Raw genomic sequence first — 19266 nt, 5'->3', positions numbered from 1 at the left:
ATTTTATTTAGAAAGAAAGAATATCAATCAATTTTAACCAAGTTGAGCTTACTTGTTCTGCATTAATGTGCTTAATTGCGTGATCGAATGGTGTAAAAACCATTTCGCGATTTACCTGACCGGCCATTACACCACTCTCGCCATTTATTAATCCTTCCACTGCCGAAACACCTAATCTGCTGGCCAAAACACGATCCATACAGGTTGGTTTTCCGCCTCGCTGAATATGGCCCAAAACCGAAACTTTGGTATCATAATGTGGGTATTTAGACTGTAAAATCTCACCTACTTTAAAAGCGCCACCTGCATCATCACCTTCAGCTACTATAATAATTTTCGATGATTTATCTTTTCGACTGTGTTCTAATTTGTGCAAAACATCTTCAACACCCATATTGGCTTCAGGAATAAGAATAGCCTCTGCGCCAACTCCAATGCCACTTCTTAAAGCAATAAGGCCAGAATCTCGACCCATAACTTCTACAATAAAAAGTCGATCATGAGATTCTGCCGTATCTCTAATTCTATCTACCGCATCAATTACCGTATTAATTGCAGAATCATATCCGATGGTAAAATCGGTGCCTGCAAGATCGTTATCTATTGTACCTGGTAGACCAACGATTGGAAAATCGAACTCTTTTGAAAATACATTTGCTCCAGTAAAAGTTCCATCACCACCAATAACCACTAAGGCATCAATATTCCTATCCTTTAAGTTTTTATACGCTGTTTTTCTACCTTCAACAGTTCTAAAAGCTTCGCTACGAGCCGTTTTTAAAATGGTTCCGCCTCGCTGAATAATGTTGGCTACAGATTTACGATCCATTGGGATGAAATCATTATTGATTAAGCCTTCGTATCCGCGAAGAAAACCAGTTACTTCAATATCATAATAAATTGAGGCTCTTACAACAGCCCTAATTGCGGCGTTCATGCCTGGCGAATCGCCACCAGAGGTTAAAACACCAATATTCTTTATCTTATTCATTTGTTTGTTTCTTGAAAGCCTCTTTTCCGCTATCTAAAAATTTAATATAATTTTCAGGATTATAATCGGCGCCTTGTGGCGGTACTAAAACATTTCCTTCTGCATCAATAATTACATATTGAGGCTGAGAATTGCTATTATAAGTTGATGCTTGAAAATCGCTCCATTTTTTGCCAATGGTTGTTATTTTTTTCTTGCTAAAGGTAGAAACAAATTGTTCTGATTCTGGTAATTCTGTTTTATCATCTACAACGAGTTCTGCCATCACAAAATCCTCCCTTAACCTTTTGGCCACTTCAGGGTTAGACCAAACGTTGTTTTCCATCTTTCTACAGTTTACACAATTCCATCCAGTAAAATCTACCAAAACTGGTTTTTTTAACTCTTTGGACGCTTGTTTTGCCTGTTCAAAATCGTAATAAGGATCAAATCCCTTAGGCGTTAGGCGATGAAAAATTTCTGCGTATTTTTTCTCTTTAATAGATGTTTTTGAGCCTGATGATGGTTGAGCCGCGGTTAAGTTATTAAGATCGAAATCTTGTGTTGCTGTTGGAGGCAAGAAAGCACTAATTGATTTTAATGGTGCTCCCCACATCCCTGGAATTAAATATATAACCCAAGCAAAAACCAATATGGCTAAAAATGTTCTTGGAACAGATAAAAACGGTAAATCACTATCGTGAGAAAATTTAAGTTTGCCAAGCAAATACATGCCCATCAAAGCAAATATGGCAATCCAGATGGCTAAAAATACTTCTCTATCTAATAAATTCCAATGATAAGCTAAATCTACATTCGATAAAAATTTAAAGGCAAAGGCAAGTTCTATAAAACCAAGAACAACCTTTACACTATTTAACCAACCGCCAGATTTTGGCAAAGATTTTAATAGCGAAGGAAATAAGGCAAACAAAGCAAAAGGAATTGCCAATGCAAACGAAAATCCAAACATCCCCACTGCTGGCCCTAAGCGATCGCCTTTTGATGCAGCATCTACCAATAAAGTTCCAATAAGTGGTCCTGTACAAGAAAAAGAAACTAATGCAAGACTAAATGCCATGAAAAATATGCCGACTAAACCACCTTTATCTGATTTAGCATCAATTTTATTTACAAAAGAACTTGGTAAAGTAATTTCAAAAGCACCTAAAAAAGAAGCTCCGAAAACAACCAGCATTAAAAAGAAAAACGAATTAAATATTCCATTTGTAGATAGTGCATTTAATGCATCAGAACCAAACGCTATGGTAACAAGCATGCCTAAAGCAACATAAATTATAATAATTGAGATTCCATAAATAAAGGCATGTCCAATCGCCTTACTTCTACTGCCAGCCTTTTTGGTAAAAAAACTAACTGTTAAAGGCAACATAGGGAAAATACAAGGCATTAATATGGCCGCAAAGCCAAAGATTAACCCCTTTATAAAGGTTTGCCAAAGGGTTAATTTTTCAGAATCAGCAGTTTTACTCTTTGCTAATACCGCCATCTTAACTGTATCCTTTTTAACGGAATCTTTTACTACGCCATTTGCTGCGCTATCCTGTGCAGAGCCTACCTCTGTAAACTGAATATCATCTGGTGCTTTGGCGGTAGTATCTTGAGTTACAAGAGCGTAACTTTTAACTGCTGGCAATGCAATAAACATTGAAGCAATTAAGATTAATAATAAAACCTTTTTCATTTGTGTGTTTTGTTTGTGTGTTTAAGGCGTGAAATTAAGAATAATTTTATAAAGGATTAATCTTTAAAGCTCTACAACACCTAGATTTTACTTTAAACAGAAACAGTCCCGAAAATTCGGGACTGTTTCTTATATTTATCAGTAATTTATTATTTAACTGGTACGCTAAATTCAACTTCTTCTGGAGGAAGGCACTGCTTATCATTACAAACCATAAACTCTACCTTACCTTTCACAACTGTAGTTGCTTTGTTTAGTTTTATTTTTTGTTGGAAGATTACCGAGTTTTCAAAATAACTTACATTCATTTTAAATGTGCTTTCGTATTTAACAACCGCTTTTGGTTCTGTCGTTTTTCCTACCAAACCAAAATCTTTTGATGGAGAAAAACTAAAGGTTGTTTTAACAGGTCCACCATCTTTAATGTTCTGCGAATAAATATGCCATTTATCTTCAATTGTAGCCTTAATATAAAGTACAGCTTCGGTTTTACTTACCTTTTTGGCCGCATAAGACCAAGTTACAGGTTTTTCAATTTGAGCAAATGCTCCGGCAATGGGGAATAGTACCATTGACAATACTAAAGTGATTTTTTTCATGTGTTTATTTTGTGTGTATAAATTCAATTTCTTTAAAGTTAAAGCTTTGTAAACCAGTAGCCGTTTCCATAACCAAACGCCCGCTTTCTTCAACTCCAAGTATCTTACCTTCAAAAACCTGACCATTTTGCTGATAATGAGCTAATGTACCAAACTTATATAAGTGCTTTAGGTAATCGTTTTGTAAAATAGTATAATTACCCGATTTCAAAATTAAGTAGTATTTCTCCATAAACACTACTATTTTTTCCATAACGGCTTCCAATGCCGTTTCCTTTTGTAAAATTTGAATTACCGAAGTTGCCTTATCAGATAAATCTGCTCTAAATTGTTGCTGGTTAATGTTTAAGCCAATGCCAATAACTGATGATTTTATAAAAGAGCCTGTCAGTGTATTTTCTATTAAAATTCCGCCAAGTTTTTTACCATTAGTGTAAATGTCGTTTGGCCACTTAACCTGTACAGCTTGGGGCAAAAACTGAGATAATGCTTCATTAACAGCTAAACTGACCGCTATATTCAAATAAAACTGCTTATTGAGCGGAAGAAAACTTGGCTTTAAATAGATACTTGTGCTGATGTTTTTACCAGCCTCGCTTTGCCAAACACTTTCCTGTTGCCCTCTACCAGCAAATTGATTGTCTGCCATAATTACAGTCCCTTCTGGTAATGGCTCGGATTTTGACACCAAATTCTTCAAAAAGTTATTAGTAGAATCAACCTCTTTTAATTTGATTAAATTTTGACCAACAAATAGTGTCGAAAAAGTGTTATTTTGCAAGTGTTGAATTTATATTATTGTATTTCCAAAATTAAATCATTTTAATGGTAAAAAAGAAAATAGTAGCCCTTTCTACATACCTTTCAGAGTTAGCCGTACAAGGCATACAAGAGAAAAAAGGAGAAGATATAGTGCGGTTGGATCTTAGAGACATTCATACATCTGTAGCAGATTACTTTATTATTTGTAGTGCCAACTCTGGTACACAGGTAAAAGCTATTGCAGATAGTGTAGAAAAAGAAGTATATAAAGCTACCAAGGCAGACCCAAGACATAAAGAAGGTTTTGAGAGCGCCGATTGGATTATCTTAGATTATTTTGATGTGGTTGTGCACATATTTAAAACCGAAAAGCGCCATTTTTATGGCATAGAAGAACTTTGGGGCGATGCCGAAAGCACAAACTTTAAAAGCGCATAGTCTCTAGAACCATTTTGAACAAGACAAATGAACGATAATCAAAATACAAACGAAAACAAAAAACCGGGAAAAAGATTGCCCAACATCCCCAAAAAACCACAAAAGGGATCTAAGTTTAATATTTTCTGGGTTTATGCAGCCATAATAGTTGCAATCATTGCTGCTCAATTTTTATTCTCAGGCGATGGTGGCAAAAAAGTAGACTATCCTGAGTTTGAAAGCAAAATGCTTTTAACCGGCGATGTTGAGAAAATTGTTGCTTACAAAGCCGAAGATTTGGTAAAGGTTGAGGTTTACATTAAGGAAAGCAGTTTAAAAAAACCCGAATATCAAAAATATAAAAGCAATAGTTCTTTCGCAGTAGCTTCTGGTCCTACGGTTTATTTCAATGCCGGTACAATGGACGGATTGGATAAACAACTGGCAGAATCTCAAAAGAATTTACCTGCAGATCAGCCACGTATTTTGGCAGATAAAGAAAGTAGAAGCAATCCATTTCTTGGTTTGCTTATCAATATTGGCTTGCCATTATTACTGCTTATCGGATTCTGGATTTTTATGATGCGCAGAATGGGCGGCGGTGCTGGTGGTGGCGGTCAGATTTTTAGCATTGGAAAATCTAAAGCAACCCTATTTGATAAAGAAAGCCAAGTAAACATCACATTTAATGATGTTGCAGGTTTAGAAGAAGCAAAACAAGAGGTAATGGAAATTGTCGATTTCCTTAAAAACCCTAAAAAATACACCAATCTTGGTGGTAAAATTCCAAAAGGCGCTCTGCTTGTTGGTTCTCCGGGTACTGGTAAAACATTGTTGGCAAAAGCCGTTGCGGGTGAAGCTCAAGTTCCATTCTTCTCTTTATCAGGTTCTGATTTTGTGGAAATGTTTGTGGGTGTTGGAGCATCTCGTGTACGCGATTTGTTTAAACAAGCTAAAGATAAAGCGCCTTGTATCATCTTTATTGATGAGGTTGATGCAATCGGTCGTGCCCGTGGAAAAAACAGTGTAATGGGTGGTAACGATGAGCGTGAGAATACATTAAACCAATTATTGGTAGAGATGGATGGTTTCGGAACAGACTCAGGAATTATTATTCTTGCGGCTACTAACCGTCCTGATGTATTGGATTCTGCACTATTGCGTCCAGGTCGTTTTGATAGACAGATTTCTATTGATAAACCAGATTTAGTTGGCCGTGAACATATTTTTAATGTTCACTTAAAACCAATCAAAACATCATCAGAAGTTGATGCCAAAAAATTGTCGGCTCAAACTCCAGGTTTTGCAGGTGCAGAAATTGCCAATGTTTGTAATGAGGCCGCCTTAATTGCTGCTCGTAAAAACAAAGAATCGGTAGATATGCAAGATTTCCAAGATGCAATTGACCGGGTAATTGGTGGTTTAGAAAAGAAAAACAAAATTATTTCTCCAGAAGAAAAGCGAATCGTTGCTTATCATGAAGCTGGCCACGCAATTGCAGGTTGGTTCTTAGAGCATGCAGATCCGTTGGTTAAAGTTTCTATTGTTCCTCGTGGTGTTGCTGCATTAGGTTATGCTCAATATTTACCTAAAGAACAATTCTTGTATACAACCGAGCAATTAACTGATGGGATGTGTATGACAATGGGCGGACGTGTTGCGGAAGATATTACTTTTGGCAGAATCTCTACTGGTGCTCAAAATGATCTAGAGCGCATTACCAAATTAGCTTACGCAATGGTAAGTATTTATGGTATGAACGAAGCGGTGGGTAATGTTTCTTTCCATGATCCTCAAAACGAATACAACTTTAACAAACCTTACTCTGAGAAAACTTCAGAATTAATTGATGTTGAGGTTCGTAAATTGATTGGTGATGTTTACATTAAAACCAAACAATTGTTACTTGATAAACAAGATGGTTTAGAAAAACTTGCTCAGAAATTATTAGAGAAAGAAATTTTATTCCAAGCTGATTTAGAGGAAATTCTAGGTAAACGCCCATTCGATACCCGTACCACTTATGACGAATTTGTTAATGGCACTGGAGATCAAACGCCTGCTGCAGAAGGCTTAATTCATGATGGTGTAGGCAATACTGATATTGAGAAAGAAGTTTCAGGACTTCCTGCCTCAGAAAAGGAATAACTCTTTGCATTAAATTGCATATAAAGACAATTATATATAAGTTTGAAACCTTGAACCTAAAAAATTCAAGGTTTCATTTTTTTAGACAATGAAGGATAATACGACCGCGAAAGAACAGATGCTAAAAAAGATAAGGAAAGCGCTTTTAGAGAAGCGAGAAAATCCTTATCCAAATTTAGAAGAAAGCCCATTGTACAAAAAAAATGAAGATCCGTTGGAGATTTTATTTGCTGAACAATTAACGGCAGTTTCCGGTAATTTTATTTTCTGTGAAGATGGGATCGATTTTATAGAAAACATGCTTCAACTTGCAGATCAATTTAAATGGAGAAAAATTTATTGCTGGGAACCAGAGCTTCAAGATTTTCTATCCAAATATGAATTCCCTTTTTACCAAACCGATAAGGATTTTGAACAGGCAGAAGTTGGCATCACTTTATGCGAAGCATTAATTGCAAGAAACGGAAGTGTTATGGTTACCAACCAAAGTCCGGCGGGTAGAAGATTAAGTATTTTTCCACATCACCATATTGTTATTGCCCGTACAAGTCAACTGGTTTTAGATTTGAAAGATGCTTTTCAGCTTTTAAAAAACAAATACGGTGCGCAAATACCAACCATGATTAGTAACATTACAGGTCCAAGCCGTACGGCCGATATCGAGAAAACTTTGGTGCTCGGCGCTCATGGACCGAAGGAGCTTTTTGTTTTTCTAATTGACGATTTTTCTTAAATAATTTCCATTTCTAATTTATTAACCATAGTTTTATACTACATACCGTTTTAGTATGCGGTATTATAATTATGAGCAAAGCAATAAATACGGTAATTACCGGAACCGGAAGTTATATTCCTGAGAACATTATTTCTGGTAACGAATTTCTCAACGCTACGTTTTTCGAGAATGGAAATCTTCTAGAAAAAGAGATCACTGAAATTATTCATAAATTCTCAGAGATTACAGAGATTGTAGAAAGACGATACGTTTCTCCTGAACAATTAAGTAATCATATCGGTGCAAAAGCTGCAGAAAATGCAATAGAAAATGCAGGCATCGATAAAGAAACTTTAGATTACATTATCTTTTGCCACAACTTTGGCGATATTCCATTAAATAGTAATCGGATTGATATTTTACCTTCTTTGGCTTCAAAAGTTAAACAACAGCTGGGCATTGTAAATCCAGATTGTGTGGCCTACGATATCATTTTCGGCTGCCCAGGTTGGGTTCAGGGAGCAATTCAAGCCAACTATTACATAAAAAGTGGCGATGCTAAACGTGTTTTGGTTATCGGAGCGGAAACTTTGAGCCGTATTATCGATCCGCATGATCGCGACAGCATGATTTTTTCTGACGGTGCTGGTGCTGTAATTTTCGAAGCGGAAGAAAGCGACGAGAATAAAGGAATTTTAGCCCACAAAACCGAGACACATGCCGTTAATTATGGCAATCTGCTCATCATGGGAAAAGGCGCTCATCCAGAAGAAAACAACGGAAATTACTATTTAAAAATGAATGGACGTAAGCTCTATGAGTTTGCCGTTGTTCAAGTTCCTCAAGTAATTAAAAAAGCGATAGATAAAGCTGGCCTAACCGTTGATGATGTTAATATTGTTTTTGTTCATCAAGCCAATGGCAAAATGGATACCGCCATTATGAAACGCTTGTTTAAACTATACGGAAAAGATACTGTTCCAGAAAACCTAGTACCAATGACGATTTCTTGGTTGGGAAACAGTTCTGTAGCAACCATTCCAACTTTATTAGATCTAGTTTTAAAAGGACAGGTTGAAGGCTATAGTGTTAAATCTGGCGATGTTGCTGTTTTTGCTTCAGTTGGCGCAGGTATGCACATTAATGCTTTTGTACACCGGTTTTAATTAGCCAACCTTCTTAATCCTGCTTTTGCCTGGCTTTCTATACTGCTTTCGTATTCGTGATTTTTCATAGCGATTGCAATATTGAAAGCCTCTCTTGCTTTGGCTGTATTCTTTCTCTTCTCGTAAACTCTCCCCATTTGAAGCGCAGCATTGGATGCAAAATAATACTTCAAATTTTTACCTTGATTGATCGTTGCTTGATAAGATGTGAGCGCCAAATCGTCTTTCCCTAAATCATCGTAAATTCGGCCTAAACGATAGTTGTATTCGGTTTTATCTTTATCAGTAGCGAAATCGCTTGCCTTATTATCAACAAGTGTCTGTAATGCTTTAGAAAGATAACCCCCATCAAATAGTAGTCTTGCTTTTAAAAGATCAGTAGGTGGCGCTGGGGTAGAAGCCTCGTTTTGTGCCTGCTTATCTTTCTCGTTATAAGTATAACCGCTGTTTATTGCTTTTGATATATAGGCAGAATAAGCCGATTTATCTCCTTTTAGGAGAGAGATCCACCCCAAATGAAGATTAGTGTCTTTAATATAATTTACGCCCTTATTGGTTTGCAAAAAGCGGTTAAAATAAGTTGAAGCGCTTAAATCTAGTTTATTCAAATGTGCAATCCCTTCTAAATAATCCAGATATGGAAATGGTTGATAAACGCCACCCTCAGGTTTTTTGGCCAAAATATTTATGGCTTCATCATTATGTCCATTTTTGATACAAACATAACTTTGCAAATAGCTTTTTAACAGGCTCGTATCTGCTATGCGCTCGGTGTATTTCATCGTTTTGGCATAAGCAGAGGGGCTGTGTGCTACGTCCGTTAAAACATACGCGTAGTAAAAAACCACTTCTTCGTAAAACGGATCGTATGTAGATTTTGGAAGATTATCCGCCAGTTTCTCAAACATATTTAATCCACTCTGCAAATTGCCCTTAATGCCGAAAGTTGCCAATGTACTTTTCAAGGCACCATCTGGAAGATTCCCCAAAACGGCATTAATTAATCCCAATCCTTTTAGATTTAACTGAAAATTTGGAAACTTTTTGTTGTTCTCCAACAGCTGATTGTTCGCTTTGCGGATTTCCATCGCTGCATTAAAATATTCTCCATAGCGACCATGAATTAGCGCCCATTGCAAATTAATTTCCGCTTGCGCATAAAGACAATAAGGCGATTTCTCGTCATCATCACTTATTTTATCCAATCGGGCAGATTTGTTTCCTTTAAGTCGATCAAAATCCGCTTTACTTTCTGAGGTGATCAAGGTAAAATAATCCACATAATTCTCCAGCAAAGGAATAATGGAGTTGTTCGGTCTTAACTTTTTTTCAGTTGCGATATAGGCCTTTGCATTACCAAGTTTAAGCTCAAAAATACTTTTATAAGCATTTAAGCAGTTGGCATTAAAATCAAAATTGGCAAATAGAGAAAGTGGGAGCGATAAGAGAAAGAAAACAGGAATTAGGCGCAAGCTTTTGATCATTAGAGAATTGTATTTTCTAATTAAGTTACCGAGGTTTAGAGGCCACTTAAATTCATATTTAAACAAATATCTACAATTAACGCAAAAAATACATTCTTGTTTTGTTTAAAAACAAAAAACGTCCCGATTTTGTCGAGACGTTTTTAAATAATTTTAACTTTTAATTAAGCTTCTGCTACTTCGTGAGTTAAAGCCTCATCAACCAAGATACGTCCACAATGTTCGCAAACGATGATTTTTTTACGTTGACGGATATCTAACTGACGTTGAGGTGGAATCTGGTTGAAACAACCTGAACAAGAATCGCGATCGATTGTTACAACGGCTAAGCCGTTAACTGCATTTTTGCGCAAACGTTTGTAAGCAACCAATAAACGCTCCTCAATTTGAGGCTCTGCTTTATCCGCTTTCTTTTGTAAATCTTGTTCTTCCTTTTCAGTTTCAGCAGTAATTACACCAAGCTCTGCTCTTTTAACTTCTAAATCTTTCTTTCTACCTTCTAACTCAGCTTGTGCTGCTTCGAAGATTTCAGTTTTAGAAGTGATCTCAAAACCGTGCTCTTTAATTTTCTTTTCAGAAACCTGAATGTCTAATCCTTGAATTTCAATCTCTTTGGTTAAAGCATCGTATTCACGATTGTTTTTAACTTCTTTTAATTGAGTATCGTATCTTTTAATGCCTGCTTGGGCATCTTTAATCGTGTTTTTACGGGTTACGATTGAATCCTCAAGATCATCAAGATCTGCCTTAATTTTAGAAATTCTAGTTTCTAATCCTAAAACATCATCTTCAAGATCGGCAACTTCCATTGGTAATTCGCCTCTTACTTGACGGATTTTATCAATTTTTGTGTGGATATTTTGTAATTCGTATAAAGCTTTTAGCTTTTGTTCTACGGTTTGTTCCATTAAAACAAGTAATTTATGGGGTTTGTATTTTGCTCCGTTAAACGGATTGCAAAGTTAGTAAATTTTTTCTGAATAATTTCAACCAATAAATTTGAGGTAAATTGTTCAGTTTCAAAGTGTCCGATGTCGGCAATGATCAATTTTTCTTCTGCATCGAAAAACTCATGGTATTTAAAATCAGCAGTTATAAAGGCATCAGCTCCCGCAGCGATTGCTTCTTTTAAAAGGAAACTTCCAGATCCACCACATACGGCAACCTTTTTTATTCTTTTATTGATCACATCGGTGTGCCTAACCACTTTAGCCTGCATTCTATCTTTTACCAAATGTAAGAAATCGTAACCGTCCATATCAGATTCAAGCCAGCCCACCATTCCCGATCCAACCAATTCGTGCTTATTCTCTAGCTTGTAAATATCGTAAGCAATTTCTTCGTATGGATGATTTTCGAACAATGCCACTAAAATTTTCCGTTCAGTTTGTGTTGGATAAACCATTTCTATCCGAACTTCAGATTCTCTGTGGCGAACACCTTTTTCACCAACAAAGGGATCAGAATTTTCGTTTCCCTTGAATGTTCCAAAACCATCGGCATTGAAACTGCACTCACTGTAGTTACCAATATTTCCTGCACCTGCATAAAAAAGTGCCGATCTTAATTGCTCTGCTTGTGCCTGCGGACAATACGTAACAAGTTTTTTTAGCAATCCTGCTTTTGGCGCAAGTACTTTTGTTCCGGTTAAGCCTAAACGTTCGCAAATTCTGGCATTTACCCCTGTATGAATGCTATCTAAATTGGTATGGATGGCATACAAAGCAATATTGTTTTTAATCGCCTTAAGTATAACCCGTTCTACATAATTTTTTCCGTTGAGCTTTTTTAATCCTCTGAAAACAATAGGATGATGGGTTATAATAAGATTACAGCCTGTTGAAATGGCTTCGTCTACTATTTTTTCTATACAATCTAAAGCAACCAAAGCACCACGAATTTCCATATTTGGATCACCCACGATTAATCCAGAATTATCATAATCTTCCTGATAATTAAGCGGTGCGATACTTTCTAAGTAATTGGTGAGTTCAACTAATTTCATTTTATAAAGATATATAATTTGATGTTTTGGTTTGAAAAGAAATTTAGAGCCATCGTTATTCTCGCGTAGGCGGGAATCTTAAAGCCAATTGCATTACGATTCCCATCCGATAGCTATCGGATCAAGTTGGAAATGACGTAGCAAATTACTAAACCCGACAGAAACAAAAAGCCCGCAAACCCGATTTTTCGTCGGGTGCGGACTTGAAGTGTATGGCTCTGAGGGAGTACCCTTGGCACGGGACTAACATTAAAAAATGCTTCTGTCTTTGCTTTCTAATTTAATAAGTTATCTCATTCATGGAAAGCGATTGGGGTTATTGAAAACCGCCCATTCTTACCATTTGCAAACTTTCGAAAACCATTTTTTGGTTGTGCTCAAAAGCCAAGGTTTTGTGGTTTACAACATCAATAATGGAACCGATGAAACATAAGCCTGCAGTAAATAAATATAAAATACCCATTCCGATTTGACCTATAATAAACCGCTGCAAGCCTGGAACTGCAAATAAACCTATCAAACAAAAAATTAACATATCTGAAGGGTTCTTTCTTTTAGTGCTGTAAACCATCAAGAAATTACGCAATTGTTGCTCAGTTAAGCCTGTTGTTGCTTGTTGTAAGTATGAGTATTCCTCTGGTGTTATACCTGGTAACGACATTAGAGGTGATTGAAATATATCCATGATTTTTATCTGTTTGTGGTTAAAATCTTATAATTCTTTTTCTTTGTTAATGTATAAATTCGGTACAGTATAATTAACAGTGCCGGTAGCCCAAACCAGTGTTCGCTAAAACTTTCGGTTAATTCGCCATGTAAAATATGACTTATTGACCTCCCCAATCCACATCCTGGACACCAGTTCTCGAAGCCTAAGTTTGCCAGAGGACATAATGTAAAGTGATGTTCGTGAGTATTAGTTGTTGCCAACAACACCAAAGCCGTGATCCAGAAAAAAAGTTCTAGCGGAAAGCTTTTGATGTACTTCATGTTTTGCTTTTTATATATTTTAGAGGTTACAAGAAAGCCTTTGTTACAGGATTTAGGGTTATTTCGACGAAATGTAAAAAAAATCCGACAAATAAACGTATTGCACCGAGAAACCTTATTGCTCTTGATAACAAACTTAAAAAACCTTTACAGAATTTGCGGGTTAATATTAAAAAGATAACTTATTTTTGTGTCTTGAATATCCGCGATTTAATAAATAGATATAAAACCGACGAAAGGGTAACTAATTTTACCAAAGCGTTAAACAGCTCTAAAAGCCCAAAGATCCAATTAAAGGGACTGGTGGGCTCTGCCGACGCTATTGTAGCCCTTTCTTCTTACTTTCTGCTTCATAAACCTTTGTTTTTTGTTTTACCAGATCGGGAAGAAGCTGCTTATTTCCAATCTGATTTAGAAAGCGTTCTAGATAAACAGGTTTTGCTTTTCCCTTCTTCTTATCGGAAATCGTTTGATTTTACTCAGGTAGATACCGCAAATGTTTTGGCTCGGGCAGAAGTTTTAAACGAACTTAATCACGATTCTGAATACGGAAAAATTGTGGTTTCTTATCCCGAAGCCATCGCAGAAAAAGTTATTGATCGCTCTGCGTTAGAAAAAAACACTTTAGAAATAAGTTTGGGCGCTAAGTTAGGCATCGATTTTATTAATGAATTTTTAATTGATTACGATTTCGATAGACGGGATTTTGTTTACGAACCCGGTCAGTTTTCTATTCGTGGCGGAATTGTGGATATTTTTTCTTTCTCTTCTGATTTGCCTTTTCGGATCGAATTTTTTGGCGACGAGGTAGAAAGCATTAGAAGTTTTGAAATTGAAAGTCAGCTTTCGGTTGCCGATGTAAAATCGTTAACTATTGTGCCCAATGTACAAGCCAAATTTCTAACCGAAAGCAACATCAGCATTTTAGATTATATCGATCAAGATACACAGCTTTGGTTTAAGGATGTCGAATTTACATTAGATATCATCAAAGCGGGTTACAAAAAGGCTACCGAACTCTGGAAGGCTTTATCTCTTGCAGATAAAAATCAAAATCCCGATTGGATTGATCCAAAGTTTGCCTTTACGGATGAAAAAATGTTGGGCGACCATCTTCAGGATTTCCCTTTGATAGAGTTTGGAAAGCAGTTTTTTTATCAGACAGAAAATCGTTTCGAGTTTGAAACTAAGCCTCAGCCCTCTTTTAATAAAGATTTTAACTTACTCATTCACAATTTAAAAGAGAATGAAAAAGCTGGAATTATAAACTTCATTTTTACCGATTCGCCCAAACAAATTGAGCGTTTGTATGCAATTTTGGAGGATATTGATAAAACGGCCAAGTTTACGCCAATCAATAGCATGCTTCGCGAAGGTTTTGTTGATCCTCAAATTCAAACTGCGTTTTACACCGATCATCAAATTTTTGATCGTTACTATAAATACAAGCTTAAAAAAGGCTATCAAAAAAGCCAGGCGATTACTCTTAAAGATCTTCGCGAATTAAAATCTGGCGATTATGTAACCCATATCGATCATGGGATTGGAAAATACGCCGGACTTGAAAAGGTTGAAGTAAACGGTAAAACCCAAGAAATGATCCGTTTGGTTTATGCAGATAATGATTTGCTTTACGTAAACATCAATTCCTTAAATCGCATTGCGAAATATAGCGGAAAAGAAAGTGGCGTACCAAGAATGAACAAACTTGGAACGGATGCTTGGGACAAGCTCAAGAAAACAACAAAAAAAAAAGTTAAAGATATTGCCCGAGATTTAATTAGGCTTTATGCCTTACGCAAAACTCAGGCTGGAACTGCATTTTCTCCCGATGGTTATCTCCAAACAGAATTAGAGGCTTCTTTTATTTATGAGGATACGCCCGATCAGTTAAAAGCGACTCAAGATGTGAAAAAGGATATGGAATCTCCACATCCGATGGATCGGTTGGTTTGTGGAGATGTGGGTTTTGGAAAAACTGAAATCGCGGTTCGAGCAGCTTTTAAAGCCGTGGCCGAAGGTAAACAAGCTGCAATTTTGGTTCCTACTACTATTTTGGCGCTACAGCATTTCAAAACTTTCTCTTCTAGATTAAAAGATTTTCCGGTAACGGTTGATTACATAAATCGCTTTAAAACAAGCAAACAAATTAAAGATACTTTAGCAGAAGCTGCCGCCGGAAAAGTTGATATTTTAATTGGCACTCATCGCTTACTGAGCAAAGATGTTAAGTTTAAAGATCTTGGCATCATGATTATTGACGAGGAACAGAAGTTTGGCGTTACGGCAAAAGAGCGTTTAAAAGCCGTTCGTGTAAATGTAGATACCTTAACGCTTACCGCCACGCCGATTCCAAGAACACTGCATTTTTCTTTGATGGGTGCCCGAGATTTATCCATTATTAGTACCCCACCGCCAAACAGACAACCGGTTAATACGGAGCTTCATGTTTTTAACGATAAGTTAATTCAAGAAGCGGTTCAGTTTGAATTGGATAGAGGCGGACAAGTTTTCTTTGTGCATAATCGCGTAAATGATTTGATGCAATTAGGCGGATTAATCCAAAAATTGGTGCCCAAAGCTAGAATCGGTCTTGCCCATGGTAAGTTAGATGGCGATGCGCTAGAAGATGTAATGCTCGATTTTATTAACGGCGAGAAAGATGTTTTGGTTGCAACTACAATTATTGAAGCTGGTTTGGATATTCCGAATGCCAATACAATAATCATCAATCACGCACACATGTTTGGATTGAGCGATTTACACCAAATGCGTGGACGAGTTGGGCGAAGTAATAAGAAAGCATTTTGTTATTTACTTTCCCCACCGCTTTCTACCTTAACCTCTGAAGCAAGAAAACGCTTAAGTGCTATTGAAGAATTTTCTGATTTGGGAAGTGGCTTTAACGTAGCCATGCGAGATTTGGATATTCGCGGGAGCGGGAATTTATTGGGTGCAGAGCAAAGTGGTTTCATTGCTGAAATTGGCTTTGAAATGTACCATAAAATTTTAGATGAAGCCATTCAGGAATTAAAAGAAGCAGAATTTAAAGGCCTGTTTGAGAATGAACCCAATAGACCGTTTGTAGGATTTACACAAGTTGATACCGATTTAGAATTGTACATTCCCGATGCTTACATTACCAACATTACGGAGCGATACAATTTATATACAGAGCTTTCTAAGTTAGAAAATGAAACTGAATTGGCTGTTTTTGAAAAACATTTAGCCGATCGTTTTGGCCCGGTGCCGCCACAGGTAAAAACCATGTTGAGTGTTGTACGCTTACAGTGGCTGGGGAAAAAGCTAGGCTTCGAAAAAATTAGTTTTAAGAAAAACAGTTTGCGTGGATATTTCTTGAGTGATAAGCAATCGGCTTATTTCGACTCGAATACTTTTACCAAAATTTTAACTTTTGCTCAAAACCATCCACGAATGTGTAACTTGAAAGAGGTTAAAAATACATTAAGAATTGCGTTTGATAATGTTAGCACCGTTGAAGAAGCTATCCAAACTTTAGAATTAATCGATTAAAAACGTTAATTCAGTCAGTTCATTGATCCAATTAACGTTAATTTAGTCAGTTCGTTGACTGAATTAACGTTTTTTCGTTATATTTGACTTATGCAAAGTCAGATTTCAAGATATTTAAAGTCTGTTATCCTTAATAAAATAGGGAAGAACAAAGTAATTTTACTCTTTGGAACAAGAAGAGTTGGAAAAACATGGCTCATCCAAGAGATAACTAAAGACGCCAATATCGATTATCTTTCTTTAAATGGAGAAGATCAAGATGTGCAGGCTTTACTTGCTACGCGAACCGCAGCAAATTACAAAAGAATTTTAGGGAATACAAAATTGTTGGTGATAGATGAGGCACAGGTTATACCAGAAATTGGGAAGATCTTAAAATTACTTATCGATACTTTTAATGAATTAACAATTGTTGCCAGCGGATCATCTGCGTTCGATCTTTCTAACCAAACGGGCGAACCTTTAACAGGCAGAAGTTTAACCTACTATCTCTATCCCGTTGCGCAATTGGAATTGGCTAATTATGAAAATGGTTTGCAGACAACTCAAAATTTAGAAGAGCGTTTGATTTTTGGTTCTTATCCAGAGCTATTTCAATTAGAATCTTTACCCGAAAAGGCGCAATATTTAGCAGAAATGGTTAAATCGTACTTACTCAAAGATATTTTGATGTATGAGAATATCCAAAATAGCACTAAGTTGTTTGATTTACTGAAGCTTATCGCCTATCAAGTAGGCTCGGAGGTTTCTATTGATGAAATTTCTCGAACTTTAGGCATAAGCAAAAATACAGTTGATCGTTATCTCGACTTGCTCTCTAAAGTTTTTATCGTTTATAAAGTTAGTGGCTATAGTAATAACTTACGCAAAGAGGTTACTAAATCTTCTAAATGGTATTTTTACGATAATGGGATTCGGAATGCAGTAATTAACGATTTTAGGTTGCTTGCTTTGCGCAACGATCAAGGTATATTATGGGAAAATTATTGTTTCGCAGAGCGGATAAAGAGAATGTCCTATCAGCAACAAAATGTTCAACACTACTTTTGGCGCACTTACGATCAACAAGAAATTGATTTAATAGAAACCAGAGATGGCCAAATTACAGCTGTTGATTTTAAATGGGGTGATGGAAAGAAAAAAATCCCTGGCTTTTTTGCCAAAAATTATCCAAATGCATCATTTTCAATAATTAATAAAGAAAACTACTTAGAATTTATACTTTAATGGATCCTACCTTATTACTCGATTTAGTGAAAATGCAAATGCCTTATGGAAAGTATAAGGGTTATTTAATCTGTAATATTCCAGAAAGTTATCTCCTTTGGTATAAAGATAAAGGCTTTCCAAAAGGAAAACTAGGTGATTTAATGGCTACAATGTTCGAAATCAGAGTAAACGGTTTGGAATATTTGTTAACTCCGCTCAAGAATCAATACAGATAAACTCTGTATAAGAACACCAAAATACGTGTATCACATTATAATCTTAGGTCATAAAAACAACTTGCTTATCTGCGTCTAAAACTAAAGCAACTTCCGTGTCATAAACCTGCCTTTAATACCATTTCTTTCCTCCTTCTTTAAGCTAATTCATAAAAACTTCATACTACTGTGTTTATTTTGGCATTAGTAAAGGTTTTTTCAAGACCCTAAATCAAATTGCTTAAAAAATCAGATAATGAAGAAAGTTATAATGCTCGCATTTGCGAGTGCGTTGCTGTATCAAACCGGTTGCACTCCAAAAAAAGAAGAAAAGGAAGAAGAAACAAATTATACGGTAACATCACCGCTTAAAATCGACACTTCATTTACAAAAGAATATGTTTCTCAAATTAAATCGGTTAGAAATATCGAATTGAGAGCACAAGAAAAAGGTTATCTCCAAAAAATTTATGTAGATGAAGGCCAAAGCGTAAAAGCTGGGCAATTATTGTTTAGAATTATGCCGAAAATGTTCGAAGCGGAGCTTTTAAAAGCGCAAGCAGAAACTAAAGCTGCAGAAATCGAACTTCAAAACACTAAGTTATTAACGGATAAAAATGTTGTTTCAAAAAACGAGCTCTATATGGCGAAAGCTAAGCTAGATGCCGCCAATGCAGAAACATCTTTAGCGAAAATGCATTTGGCACTTACCGAAATTAAAGCGCCATTTGATGGAACTATTGATCGCATTCCACTTAAACTCGGCAGTTTGGTTGATGAAGGCGCCTTGTTAACAAGCCTATCAGATAATAGCCAAATGTTCGCATACTTTAACGTTTCAGAGCCTGAATATTTAAATTATTCTAGCGCAACCAAAGAAAAAGGAAAGCAACAGGTTAGTTTGTTAATGGCCAATAACGAATTGTTAAAATCAAAAGGAACAGTAGAAACTGTAGAAAGCGAATTTGATAACGAAACGGGCAATATTGCTTTTAGAGCAAGATTTAACAACCCAAGCAGCCTACTTAAAAATGGCGAAACAGGCAAAATACGAATGCTTGTACCATTAAAAAACGTATTGGTTATTCCGCAGAAAGCAACTTTTGAAATACAGGATAAAATTTACGTTTTTGTTATTGATAAGAGCAATAAAGTACGATCGAGGGAGATTGTTATTGCTAACGAAATGCCTGATTTATATGTAGTAGGAAGTGGGCTAAAAGAAGGCGACAAAATTTTACTGGACGGTGTGCAAAAAGTAAAAGATGATGATAAAATCAAATTCAAATATCTTGATCCCAAGGGTGTAATCAATAGTTTAAGATTAGACGCAGAATAATAACGCAT

Annotated in this window: 17 protein-coding genes; 8 read left to right on the top strand and 9 right to left on the bottom strand. The window is 36.2% G+C overall.

Annotation, left to right across the window (positions count from 1 at the left end):
• Positions 1-7: 7 nt before the first annotated feature.
• The 4 genes from pfkA to H7U22_RS07150 all read right to left on the bottom strand — a co-directional run bounded on the left by pfkA (position 8) and on the right by H7U22_RS07150 (position 4055).
• Complete coding sequence (gene pfkA, locus H7U22_RS07165) at positions 8-991, bottom strand: 6-phosphofructokinase (RefSeq protein WP_187070671.1); 984 nt, start codon at positions 989-991, stop codon at positions 8-10.
• Complete coding sequence (locus H7U22_RS07160; RefSeq protein ID WP_187070670.1) at positions 984-2675, bottom strand: protein-disulfide reductase DsbD family protein; 1692 nt, start codon at positions 2673-2675, stop codon at positions 984-986. Before H7U22_RS07160 ends, pfkA begins: the two co-directional genes overlap by 8 nt.
• Positions 2676-2824: 149 nt before the next feature.
• A complete protein-coding gene (locus H7U22_RS07155) occupies positions 2825-3274 on the bottom strand; it encodes a protein-disulfide reductase DsbD N-terminal domain-containing protein (RefSeq protein WP_187070669.1) in 450 nt (149 codons plus the stop codon).
• Between the two features lie 4 nt (positions 3275-3278).
• Positions 3279-4055: a biotin--[acetyl-CoA-carboxylase] ligase gene (locus H7U22_RS07150; RefSeq protein ID WP_187070668.1), complete on the bottom strand. Its 777-nt coding sequence runs from the start codon at positions 4053-4055 to the stop codon at positions 3279-3281.
• A gap of 44 nt (positions 4056-4099) precedes the next feature.
• On the opposite strand from H7U22_RS07150, the gene rsfS reads away from it, so the two are divergent.
• The 4 genes from rsfS to H7U22_RS07130 all read left to right on the top strand — a co-directional run bounded on the left by rsfS (position 4100) and on the right by H7U22_RS07130 (position 8482).
• Entirely contained in the window at positions 4100-4474 is a 375-nt protein-coding gene (gene rsfS, locus H7U22_RS07145; RefSeq protein WP_187070667.1) for a ribosome silencing factor, read from the top strand.
• Between the two features lie 27 nt (positions 4475-4501).
• Positions 4502-6601 carry an ATP-dependent zinc metalloprotease FtsH gene (gene ftsH, locus H7U22_RS07140; RefSeq protein ID WP_187070666.1) on the top strand — a complete coding sequence of 700 codons (2100 nt, stop codon included), beginning with the start codon at positions 4502-4504 and terminating at the stop codon, positions 6599-6601.
• 88 nt (positions 6602-6689) lie between these two features.
• On the top strand, positions 6690-7334 hold the full coding sequence (locus H7U22_RS07135) for a LutC/YkgG family protein (protein WP_187070665.1): 645 nt from the start codon (positions 6690-6692) through the stop codon (positions 7332-7334).
• Positions 7335-7405: 71 nt separating this feature from the next.
• Positions 7406-8482: a 3-oxoacyl-ACP synthase III family protein gene (locus H7U22_RS07130; protein WP_187070664.1), complete on the top strand. Its 1077-nt coding sequence runs from the start codon at positions 7406-7408 to the stop codon at positions 8480-8482.
• Here H7U22_RS07130 and H7U22_RS07125 read toward each other — a convergent pair.
• From H7U22_RS07125 to H7U22_RS07105, 5 genes are all read right to left on the bottom strand, one after another.
• Positions 8479-9966: a tetratricopeptide repeat protein gene (locus H7U22_RS07125; protein ID WP_187070663.1), complete on the bottom strand. Its 1488-nt coding sequence runs from the start codon at positions 9964-9966 to the stop codon at positions 8479-8481. The two genes, H7U22_RS07130 and H7U22_RS07125, sit on opposite strands and share 4 nt — an antisense overlap.
• Positions 9967-10130: 164 nt before the next feature.
• Positions 10131-10874: a zinc ribbon domain-containing protein gene (locus H7U22_RS07120; RefSeq protein WP_187070662.1), complete on the bottom strand. Its 744-nt coding sequence runs from the start codon at positions 10872-10874 to the stop codon at positions 10131-10133.
• A complete protein-coding gene (locus H7U22_RS07115) occupies positions 10874-11971 on the bottom strand; it encodes a Nif3-like dinuclear metal center hexameric protein (protein ID WP_187070661.1) in 1098 nt (365 codons plus the stop codon). Before H7U22_RS07115 ends, H7U22_RS07120 begins: the two co-directional genes overlap by 1 nt.
• Positions 11972-12287: 316 nt before the next feature.
• The gene (locus H7U22_RS07110) at positions 12288-12656 is read right to left on the bottom strand and encodes a TM2 domain-containing protein (protein WP_187070660.1); all 369 of its coding nucleotides are present in this window, start codon (positions 12654-12656) and stop codon (positions 12288-12290) included.
• Between the two features lie 5 nt (positions 12657-12661).
• Positions 12662-12961, bottom strand: a complete 300-nt coding sequence (locus tag H7U22_RS07105) for a DUF2752 domain-containing protein (RefSeq protein ID WP_187070659.1) — start codon at positions 12959-12961, stop codon at positions 12662-12664.
• Between the two features lie 195 nt (positions 12962-13156).
• On the opposite strand from H7U22_RS07105, the gene mfd reads away from it, so the two are divergent.
• The 4 genes from mfd (at position 13157) to H7U22_RS07085 (ending at position 19258) form a co-directional block, all read left to right on the top strand.
• A complete protein-coding gene (gene mfd, locus H7U22_RS07100; RefSeq protein WP_187070658.1) occupies positions 13157-16495 on the top strand; it encodes a transcription-repair coupling factor in 3339 nt (1112 codons plus the stop codon).
• 90 nt (positions 16496-16585) lie between these two features.
• The gene (locus H7U22_RS07095) at positions 16586-17722 is read left to right on the top strand and encodes an ATP-binding protein (RefSeq protein WP_187070657.1); all 1137 of its coding nucleotides are present in this window, start codon (positions 16586-16588) and stop codon (positions 17720-17722) included.
• Positions 17722-17940, top strand: a complete 219-nt coding sequence (locus H7U22_RS07090; protein WP_187070656.1) for a DUF3820 family protein — start codon at positions 17722-17724, stop codon at positions 17938-17940. The genes H7U22_RS07095 and H7U22_RS07090 overlap by 1 nt, the downstream gene beginning before the upstream one ends.
• A 235-nt stretch (positions 17941-18175) precedes the next feature.
• Entirely contained in the window at positions 18176-19258 is a 1083-nt protein-coding gene (locus tag H7U22_RS07085) for an efflux RND transporter periplasmic adaptor subunit (RefSeq protein ID WP_187070655.1), read from the top strand.
• The last annotated feature ends 8 nt before the right edge of the window (positions 19259-19266 follow it).

The sequence above is a fragment of the Pedobacter fastidiosus genome (assembly GCF_014306625.1).
Classification (GTDB): domain Bacteria; phylum Bacteroidota; class Bacteroidia; order Sphingobacteriales; family Sphingobacteriaceae; genus Pedobacter; species Pedobacter fastidiosus.
This window is presented reverse-complemented; position numbering and strand designations above follow the sequence as displayed.